The 10,130-nt window shown below is 33.8% G+C and carries 9 protein-coding genes; 7 read left to right on the top strand and 2 right to left on the bottom strand.

Annotated elements, in window-relative coordinates; all coding sequences use genetic code 11:
* Positions 1 to 44: 44 nt before the first annotated feature.
* Both B8T70_RS21460 and B8T70_RS21465 read right to left on the bottom strand, forming a co-directional pair.
* Positions 45 to 1,856, bottom strand: a complete 1,812-nt coding sequence (locus B8T70_RS21460; RefSeq protein ID WP_086896172.1) for a hypothetical protein — start codon at positions 1,854 to 1,856, stop codon at positions 45 to 47.
* Positions 1,857 to 1,859: 3 nt separating this feature from the next.
* Entirely contained in the window at positions 1,860 to 2,492 is a 633-nt protein-coding gene (locus B8T70_RS21465) for a hypothetical protein (protein ID WP_039113491.1), read from the bottom strand.
* 231 nt (positions 2,493 to 2,723) lie between these two features.
* On the opposite strand from B8T70_RS21465, the gene hemB reads away from it, so the two are divergent.
* The 7 genes from hemB (at position 2,724) to B8T70_RS21500 (ending at position 10,057) form a co-directional block, all read left to right on the top strand.
* On the top strand, positions 2,724 to 3,716 hold the full coding sequence (gene hemB, locus B8T70_RS21470; RefSeq protein WP_039113492.1) for a porphobilinogen synthase: 993 nt from the start codon (positions 2,724 to 2,726) through the stop codon (positions 3,714 to 3,716).
* A gap of 19 nt (positions 3,717 to 3,735) precedes the next feature.
* The gene (locus tag B8T70_RS21475; RefSeq protein ID WP_086896173.1) at positions 3,736 to 4,134 is read left to right on the top strand and encodes a c-type cytochrome; all 399 of its coding nucleotides are present in this window, start codon (positions 3,736 to 3,738) and stop codon (positions 4,132 to 4,134) included.
* Between the two features lie 472 nt (positions 4,135 to 4,606).
* A complete protein-coding gene (locus B8T70_RS21480; protein WP_086896174.1) occupies positions 4,607 to 5,083 on the top strand; it encodes a methylated-DNA--[protein]-cysteine S-methyltransferase in 477 nt (158 codons plus the stop codon).
* A gap of 361 nt (positions 5,084 to 5,444) precedes the next feature.
* Positions 5,445 to 6,158, top strand: coding sequence for a 3'-5' exonuclease (locus B8T70_RS21485; RefSeq protein ID WP_086896175.1), 714 nt, complete (start codon positions 5,445 to 5,447; stop codon positions 6,156 to 6,158).
* 74 nt (positions 6,159 to 6,232) lie between these two features.
* A complete protein-coding gene (locus B8T70_RS21490) occupies positions 6,233 to 7,315 on the top strand; it encodes a winged helix DNA-binding domain-containing protein (RefSeq protein WP_242667539.1) in 1,083 nt (360 codons plus the stop codon).
* 413 nt (positions 7,316 to 7,728) lie between these two features.
* A complete protein-coding gene (locus B8T70_RS21495) occupies positions 7,729 to 9,168 on the top strand; it encodes a nucleoside recognition domain-containing protein (protein ID WP_086896177.1) in 1,440 nt (479 codons plus the stop codon).
* A gap of 136 nt (positions 9,169 to 9,304) precedes the next feature.
* Complete coding sequence (locus B8T70_RS21500) at positions 9,305 to 10,057, top strand: hypothetical protein (RefSeq protein WP_086896178.1); 753 nt, start codon at positions 9,305 to 9,307, stop codon at positions 10,055 to 10,057.
* Positions 10,058 to 10,130 lie beyond the last annotated feature (73 nt).

Raw genomic sequence — 10,130 nt, forward strand, 5'->3', positions numbered from 1 at the left:
AGGCACCATTGGTGCCTCTCTCTTTTTATCTACTAAAATCTAGATTATTTGCTAAGTTCCTGAACAAAATCTAACGTTTGCAGAATGATGTTCTTATCCGATTTCAAAGAATTTAATCGTAATTCAATTTTCAGTTTATTGTCAATCAATTTTTTCGAAGATTGAAGTGTTATATCGCTAAACTGTGTTGCAAATTGATCGATTTTTTTAATATCAGCGGTTTTTGTTTCAGCAGTATGACTATATGCATTAGAAATCTCAGGAATATTAAGCTTCGCTAAAAAGTAATTTTGTTTCAAGTCTTTCTTTACTTCCTTTACAAATGATCCGTTATTGGTGTTGAAGTAGTCACGAGAATTTGCAATTACTACTACATCCTTATCCTTAAGGATAAACAAATCTCCGTATTTACCGCTGGTTCCGGCGATTTCGTAATAATTTCCTTTTTGTACCAATAATTTTTTACGAACACCTAACTGTATCAACTTGTCGCCAAATGTTGGATGTGTTGAGGTAAAAATCATTGAAAAAATCGGAATTGATTTCTTCTCTTTTTTCTCAACTTCTATTTCTTCATAATTATCGTCGTATTCGTAAGATTTTGACGTTACCTCAATTTCCTTGACATCGAGTAAGAACATGCTTAAATCACCATCAAAAAGAGTTGCAGTGGCTTCCTCATCAACAATAGTCGAGATTAAATCCGTTACAATACCCATATCATCCTTTGTTAATGCAGCACTATTTAAAACTTCGGTCATTAAATTCGGAAAGTTTTTTAATGTTTCTTTGGTGTTAATATGATAGCTCATATAACCCAAAGGCTTTTTGTCAGGAAAATAATTAAAAATGTTTTTATTGATTTTTCTATTGGCCATTTTGTCCACAATATCAGCCATTGGTTTAGAGTATTCAATAATCTCTTCTACACGAGCATTATCATTATCAAAATAAAAATCCAAATTGATTCCCTTTACAAGATTTCCCCAGTTTTTTTGAGAAGGCAAGAATTTATTATAAGTGGTAAATTGAGATAGAGTAGCGTAAGACTCGTAAAAAGAAGACATAGCTGCGCTGTAATTAATCCAAGATGAGATGTCTGCAGTAGCGTTTATCTTATCAGAAGATGGAGCAGTAAAACCTTTTTCGAAAAGAGATTTAATAAAATCATTTCGTTGTATCGATTGTAAACTATCAAAAGCAGCACGTCCAAGATCATATTCAGCGTAATAGTTATCGGTAGAAACAGCTGTAGAGTCTATAGGTTCCTCTATTGTGTATGGAGTGTTAATGTCAATAGGAGATTCTCCTATAGGTTCTCCTTCATCTGGAGCTACATCTACAGTGATTTCTTCCTGAATTTCTGGAATATCGTATAGATTAGAACTATACTTTTTTGTAAAACCTACAATCACAAGATAATTATCGTTCCATGCCATAGAACTTCCTTTATTTACAGAAGTTAATAGAGAGTATAGAGGGAAATCTTCGATTGTAGCGGTTGGGATAGAATCCGCATTTTTTTCTACATGCATTTTTTGCATGAATTGTTTAATGTCATTTCTATTCTTAATAGGAATTGTGACTTGGTAATACGGAATACTATCTGTGAAATTTCCGTTTACGCTTATTTTTTGGTCTAATTTAAAAAGGTTTGCATATTGGTTGATATCATAATCGGGCTTGCCTTCAGTATATTTACTAATCAAAGAATGATTTAATACATCAAGAATATTTACTTTCTTAGAATGTTGGTCGCCATTAAATTGTACAAAATAATCGTATGGTTTAGTATTGGTCTGACTATTGGCAAATAAGGTTGTTAATAGAATAAAATAGGTAAAAAAATGCTTCATATACTAGGGAATTAATTGGATTGTATTATTCATTAAAGACGATTTTTTAAGTACGCTGTACATATTTTGTTTTAAAAAAACGGTCTTTTTGTTTTTAGAGATTTTACTGTTAGGGTTATCAGTGTTGGCAATATCACGGTCAAAGGTGTAAATCGAGATAATGTTGGCTTGTTCCAAATCTTGTTTTTTCTTTGGGTCTTTTACCAGGTTCTCAGGAACAGGGTAAGAGGCAATCCTTTCAAAACTCTTAGCATTACTGCTAAAATGAATTTGGTCACTCTGATTATTAATACTATTTACAATGGCATTGAGTGCTTTTAAATTTGCATAATTAAGTTTTATAATGAAAACATAATTTTCAAAATCAGTTTTAGTACTTACATTTGAAATCCCATCTATTTTTAAAGCTTTTGCTTTAAAATCGGCTAGTTTCTTGGTGATTTCCTGTTCATTCGGGATTTTCACACCATCAACTTCTTCCAGCCAAATGGCCGATTTGGTCTTAAACCAAGATTTCGAAAAGTCAACCATAAGGGTGTATTCACCACTTTGATCGTCATGGTGTTTTATTCGTTCCGTTATCTCAAAACATCCTGTTAAGAGCAAACAGCAGCATAAAGCGAGAATTTTCTTCATCAGGCAAATTTAAATTTAAATATTTTAAAAACCATGATATAAGAAGATTCTTAAATGGGAAATATAAAACAGTAAATTTTAGATAATATTAACGCATTCTAAACAATGCTAAAAGCCTTATTCTGTTGATTTTTCTTTAACTTTGCGACACAATTTTAATTTCAACTTTAAAACGGATGTTAAGGCTTTTTTAGCATTAGCATACTTCTTAAAAATTTATAAAAAACACTTATGTTCCCACTACAAAGAAACCGCCGTTTAAGAACTAATGAATCTATTCGCTCTTTAGTTCGTGAAACTACACTAAGTCCAAATGATTTTATGCTTCCAATGTTTATTGCTGAAGGAAAAGATGTAAAAGTCGCTATTCCGTCAATGCCTGGAATATACCGTCATTCATTGGATAACACGATAAAAGAAGTAAAAGAAGCTTGGGCATTAGGGATAAAAGCAGTGAATCTTTATGTAAAAGTGAGCGAAAACCTTAAAGATAATAAAGGGGTAGAAGCTTGGAACAAAGATGGATTAATGCAACAAGCCATTCGTGCTATAAAAGATGCAGTTCCAGAAATGATTGTAATGCCAGATGTAGCACTAGACCCATTTTCTATTTACGGACACGACGGAATTATAGAAAACGGACAAGTTATAAACGATGCAACGGTAGATGCATTAACTCGTATGAGTTTAAGTCATGCCGATGCAGGAGCCGATTTTGTTGCGCCAAGCGACATGATGGACGGTCGCGTTCTTGCAATCCGTAAAGCATTAGAAGAAAACGGACACCACAATGTTGGAATCATGAGTTATAGTGCCAAATATGCTTCGGCATTTTACGGACCGTTTCGTGATGCATTAGATTCTGCACCAGTTGATTCTTTAGATATTCCAAAAGATAAAAAAACATACCAAATGGATTATGCCAATCGTATCGAAGGACTTCGTGAAGCATTGCTAGATGTAGAAGAAGGAGCAGATATTGTTATGGTAAAACCAGGAATTGCTTATCTGGATATCGTTCGCGAGATAAAAGATGCTGTTCATGTGCCAGTTGCAGTATATCAGGTTTCGGGAGAATACGCTATGGTAAAGGCCGCAGCCGAAAGAGGTTGGTTAGATCACGACAAAATCATGATAGAGCAACTACATTGCATTAAGAGAGCAGGAGCCAGTATTATCTCGACATACTTTGCCAAAGAAGCTGCTGTGATTTTAAATAAGTAAAAGATTGAAATACATAAGCATGAAAAAAATAATACTTGCATTTGCAATACTTGCATTCGTTTCTTGTAAAAAAGAAGAGAAAACAACAATCGATAATTCAGGAATGCCAATCGAAGAGTCGGCTACTTTAGAAGCTAAAACGCCCGAAGAATTAGGGAAAGCAATTTTCGAAGGACAAGGAAACTGTTTTGCCTGCCATCAGGTAGACCAAAAAGTTATCGGTCCAAGCATAAAAGAAATTGCCAAAATATACAAAGAGAAAAACGGAGACATGGTTACGTTTCTTAAAGGAAAAGGAGATCCAATAGTCGACCCAAGTCAGTTTGAAGTCATGAAAACCAATTTTCCTGTAACACAAGCCATGTCCGATGAAGAATTAAAAGCAATTGAAGCCTATTTTTATAGCTTTTTAAAGTAGGAGTTATCCCGATAGCTATCGGGATCGCCGCTATATCTTTATGTTTTTAAAGAAAAAACATAAAGGATGCCGCTTCTATCGGGGCTAAAAAAAACTAAAACCATTCGTATTTACGAGTGGTTTTTTTGTTCCTACAAGGTTTTTAACTACAATCTTGTCTTTCTGACGAAGGAAGAATCTCCGTAAGTAACTCAACAATAAATCATTTAGATTCGTAATCTCAAGTAGATCTTTGTCAAAGTTCAAAACTTTGACAAAGGTTGCGTTAAGTCTGTTTAATTTGCGTGACATTTACTTATCATAATAAATACATGTTATAAACATTGCCAACGGTTTCAACCGTTGGAACGCAATATTATCGCAATCTGCTTCACACGGTTGAAACCGTGAGCTATAATCAAAATATAATAGAATTTAAGATTGGTCGAGAGAAATCACAAATCATTACCGTTATTTTTTTTACTTTTATAATATGGAAACAGCATACATTAATTCGCCTTTAGGAATCACCAAAATTGTTGGTGACGAAAACGGAATCTCAGAGATTACCGTTGCTAACGCTGGTGATAATGCGGTTTCAGGTGTAATCGCAACCGAGTTGCAAGAAGCTGTTTCGCAATTAAATGATTACTTTTTAGGCAAAAGAACCGATTTCGATTTTAAGCTAAACCCCAAAGGAACAGAATTTCAGCAAAGAGTTTGGAAAGGATTACTTGAGATTCCTTTTGGTAAAACCATGAGTTATTTAGAACTATCTAAAAAACTTGGAGATGTCAAAGCTATTCGTGCAGTAGCATCGGCAAATGGTAAAAATCCACTTTGGATAGTCGTTCCATGTCACCGAGTAATAGGAACCGATGGTTCATTAACAGGATATGCTGGCGGATTATGGCGTAAAAAATGGTTATTAGATCATGAAAACCCTCTAAAGCAACAAAGTTTGTTTTAGGTGTTTTCTTGTAATGGTAAGAATTTTACGCATATTTGTAAGGAAGAATAAAACGATATTAAATAAAGTATAGAAATCTAAAACGAGTAATTCTAATCTTGGAAAGTTTGTAGGTGCTTTTAATGCGTAAATTAGGTTTAATACCTACAAGGTCAGAAAAAGACCTTGCAGGATAACGATAGAGATTGATTGTTTAGGGTTCAATTTCAATCAAAGTAGTCTAACATTCTAAGAATGTCTAAGCTGTCTAACAATCTAAGTAAGTCTAATAATCCAAGTAGTCTAACATTCTAAGAATGTCTAAGACGTCTAACTAATCTAAGAAGTCTAAGTAAGTCTAAAATTCTAAGTTGTCTAAATAATGATTGAAAAAATAAACCTAAACAACATCCTTTTTCTAGATATAGAAACCGTTCCCGAAACAGCCGATTTTGGAGAACTAGATGATGAGATGAAAGAACTTTGGGAGCACAAAACGCAATATCAGCGTAAAGAAGACTTTACTGCCGAAGAATTTTATGACCGAGCTGGAATTTGGGCAGAGTTTGGTAAAATCGTTTGTATTTCTGTTGGGTATTTTACGATTAAAGGCGATGTTCGAAATTTTAGAGTAACATCATTTTTTGGTGATGAGGTAAAGATTCTCAGAGACTTCAATAATCTATTAAACAATCATTACAATAAACCGTATCACGTTTTGTGCGGACATAATGCAAAGGAATTTGATATTCCGTTTATCGCCAGACGTATGATTATCAACCAAATTGCAATACCAGACAAGCTGAATTTATTTGGAAAAAAACCTTGGGAGATTCCGCATTTGGATACGTTGGAGCTTTGGAAATTCGGTGATTACAAGCATTTTACTTCTCTGAAATTATTGGCTAAAATCTTGGGAGTTCCTTCTCCAAAAGGAGATATCGACGGAAGTCAGGTAGGACATGTTTATTATGTAGAGAAAGACATTGACCGAATTGTAACCTATTGCGAGAAAGATACTATTGCTGTAGCTCAGATTTTCCTGCGTTTACGACGTGAAGATTTGTTGATTGATGATGAAATTATTCATGTATAGTTTTTAAAGGTACAAAGGAGCAAAGGAACAGAGGTTCAAAGTTTAAGAGGACTTACATAATTTATAAGATTTTAATGTTTAGAATGGTACATCAGGAAATTTCACATCATAGATTAGTTTCTCAAAAACTATATAAAAAAGCGCCAAGTTCTCCACAAGACATTGTGCATCATTTGGGCGCGATGCAGGCTCAGGATTATGCAATGGCAAAATGGGCGATTGGTTCTCGTTGTGATGCAACTGAAAAAGCTATAGAAGAAGCAATAAATTCAGCAGAAATTATCCGAACGCACATTCTACGCCCAACTTGGCATTTTGTTGCTGCAGAAGATATTCATTGGATGTTGGATGTTTCGGGACCTCAAGTCAAGAGAATAGTAGCTTCTTATGTTAAAAAATATGGATTTGATGATAAAAAATTTGAAAAAATTAATGCATCTATCGAAAAAATATTGGCTGGTAATAATCATCTAACTCGGGATGAGATCATGCAGGAACTCAACATCAATAAAATTTGTAGTGATGATTCTTTGAGCGGACCTATCATGATGTATGCTGAGTCGGTAGGTTTAGTTTGTAATGGAAAAATGAAAGGCAAGCAGATAACGTATGCTTTGCTGGATGAAAGAGTTACAAAGCCAAAAACGAAATTGTCTAAAGACGAGGGTTTGGCAAAATTAGCTAAACGTTATTTTGAAAGTCACGGCCCTGCGACGTTATTAGACTTTTCCTGGTGGTCCGGTTTTTCGCCTACAACTTGCAAACAGGTTATTAGTTCGATAGAATCGGAACTAAACTCGATAGAAATTGAGAATCAAAAATATTGGTTTGGAACAAATTTTACCGATGAGGATAACTTTCGCGAAAGCGTACATTTTCTTCCTGCATTCGATGAAATTTTAATTTCGTATAAAACACGTGAAGCGTCTATTTTACAAGAACATCAATCGAAGGCGTTTACTAATAACGGTATTTTTAGACCAATTATTCTAGAAAACGGAAAAGTCATTGGAACTTGGAAAAGAACAATCAAAAAAGATCATGCGAAAATTGAAACACAATTTTTTCATGAAATTGAGAATGATAAAAAAGTAGCTCTGTTTGATGGTATTAGCTCTTTTGAAAATTATCTGGAAACTAAAATTGTTATCGAATAGCTTTTAGATACAGATTTTTTATGTCGCTCTTACAGAGCTATTGATATCAATATTGTAACATTTTCTATAAATATGACGCCCTGCTAGGGCTGTTCAAACCATGTTATGATTTGTTCTTGCTAAAACATTAGTGCAATTTTATTGCATTAGGTTTGAGTCAAGTATTTGCAAGGGTTTCAGAATAAATATTTGATGGTTTCTATTAGATGTCATGTTTCACGAAAGCTATAAAAACTCCGTTAGGAGTGGGCTATTTATAGCAATAATTAGAGCTCGTAGTGTTGAACCCCATCGGGGTGACATATTAAAATTGGATAATGATTTTCGATCTATAACAAATACTTCGAGTTTCATTAATAAAATGGTTGTGCATTTTATTGCTAAATAATTACATTTACAAAAAATATATAATTATGGTGTTAAGTAGATTTTGGCTAGCGATATTTATTTCGTCAATTGCTTTTATTGTAATCAGTTTGTTTACTGGTAATACGTATACTATTGATTATGTTTTGAATGGTAAGAAAGACGAGCCTATTTTAATCTCTGAAAAATATATTGAGCAAATTCCTGCCTTTATCAGAGATAGTATTAAAAAAGCGCCAGACAACACTATTATCATCAATCGTGATGAGGCAAATGCCGATACGACCTATGTTTATAAAAACAAAACCGTAAAGATTTTTAGCGGTGTTCAAAAATCAGATGGTTTATTGCCAACTTGTAAAAGTACTTTGGTCGATTTAATTCTTCCACTTATTGCTTATTTGGCTTTTTTCTGCGGATTAATGGAGCTTTTAATCATTTCTGGAGCTTCAGGGAAATTAGCAAAAGGTTTGAGTCCAGTGTTTGTGAAAGTGTTTCCTAGTATCCCAAAAAATCACCCATCGATTTCGTATATGACCCTAAATTTTGCGGCAAACTTCTTAGGATTAGATTCTGCTGCTACTCCGTTTGGTCTTAAAGCCATGGAGAGTTTACAAGAAATAAACCCAGATAAGGACAAAGCCAGTGATGCACAGATCATGTTTATGTGTCTGCATGCTTCGGGACTTACGTTAATTGCAACTTCTATCATTGGGTATCGTGCTGCCGCTGGGGCAACAAACCCAGCCGATGTAATGTTACCTTGTATTATTACCTCTTTTATCGGGACAATTGCTGCTTTTTTAATTGTTGGAATTAAACAAAAAATTAATTTTAAAAGTGCTTCTTTGGTTGTAGGTTTGATGGTTATGATTGCTGCCATTGTTGGACTTTTATTCTATGTAAATAGTTTAGATTTAATTGGTAAAAACTTCTTTACATCAAATCTTTCAGGATTAATATTGTTTGCCATCATTGGGTTTACCTTAGTTTTTTCGTTAAGACATGAGAAAAAATTTATTGAAGCAGAAACTACTGTTTTTGATGCATTTGTAGTAGGTGCAAATAATGGTGTTAAAACAGGGGTTACTATTTTTCCTTATGTTTTAGGGATGTTAGTGGCTATTTCTTTATTTAGAAACAGTGGTTTATTTGAAATCATAAGCCATTGGATTGCATTCATTTTCTCGAATATGGGTGTGAGTAAAGAAATTACCGATGCGTTGCCAGTTGCGATGCTACGTCCTTTTAGTTCTGCGGGTTCACGAGGATTCTTGATTGACTCGATGAATACTTTTGGAGCAGATTCTATGACTGGAAGATTAAGTAGTATTTTTCAATGTAGTGCCGAAAGTACTTTTTACGTAATTGCGGTTTACTTCGGGTCAGTAAATATAAAAAATACCCGTTACGCTTTAGGAACTATGCTTTTGGTTGATGTAATTTGTGTGATTACAGCTATATTTGTGGCGAGTTGGTTTTTTTAGTAAATAGCATTTAAATTAAAAATTATATAAATATAAAACAGTATGAGAATGAGTAAATACACAAAATACATTGCAATTGCACTAATGTTGCTTTTTTTAATTACGAGTCTATTAGCTTAAAAGTTAGTTGGTTAATATGAATAGAATTTACATTACGTTGTTTTTGTTGGCTCTGGTAAGTTGTAAAAAAGAACCAGCAACAGTAGGCCCAAAGTGGACTAAAGAAGACAAAAAAGAAATGACGGCAAAGCCAGCATTTAATACTATTACCCCAAAAATCGATACGATACATATTTCGGGGAATGAAGAAATAGGCGTGAGTAACTATGTTTTAGCTTCTCTTTTAGATAAGAAAATTGATAAAGACAGTCTAATAACTGTTCAATACAGACTTGATTTCTTTACTAATAAAACAAAAGTAGGATCAGATAAGGTTACCATAGTTCCATTTACAGAAGGTTCGGGTTGGGGTGCGACATATGGTTTATCAGATGAAGATAATGCTGAGGTATCACCTTTTATCCATGTCAGTTTTGGTTATGAAGCTTGTGGATATAATCGCCAACACTTTTTGTTTTATCTAAAAAATAATAAGGTACAGCTTGTGCACGACTGGGACTCTATGAGTGACGGTGGTTGGGGAAGTTGGTTAGAATTTGGAGGAATAGATCCTAAAAATGAACCAGTTTCTTTTTATAGCAAAAGAGTTTCTTACGGTGGTAAAGAAGATGTTAATGATGAAGATATGGGAACCGTAGAACATTCTGATTCTATCGTGTTTCATCTAAAAAACAATAAATGGGAAAAACGATTGTTAACCCCAAAGGAAAAGGTGTACTGGAAAAAAGACATTACTTTTAATGAATTTTATCCTCAATTTGCAGAATAAAAAAAGCCTCGCAACAGCGAGGCTTTTCCGTTTTTAGTAAGCAACATATTATTATTATTATTATTATTATTAT

Source organism: Flavobacterium sp. AJR, from assembly GCF_002156885.1.
GTDB lineage: Bacteria > Bacteroidota > Bacteroidia > Flavobacteriales > Flavobacteriaceae > Flavobacterium.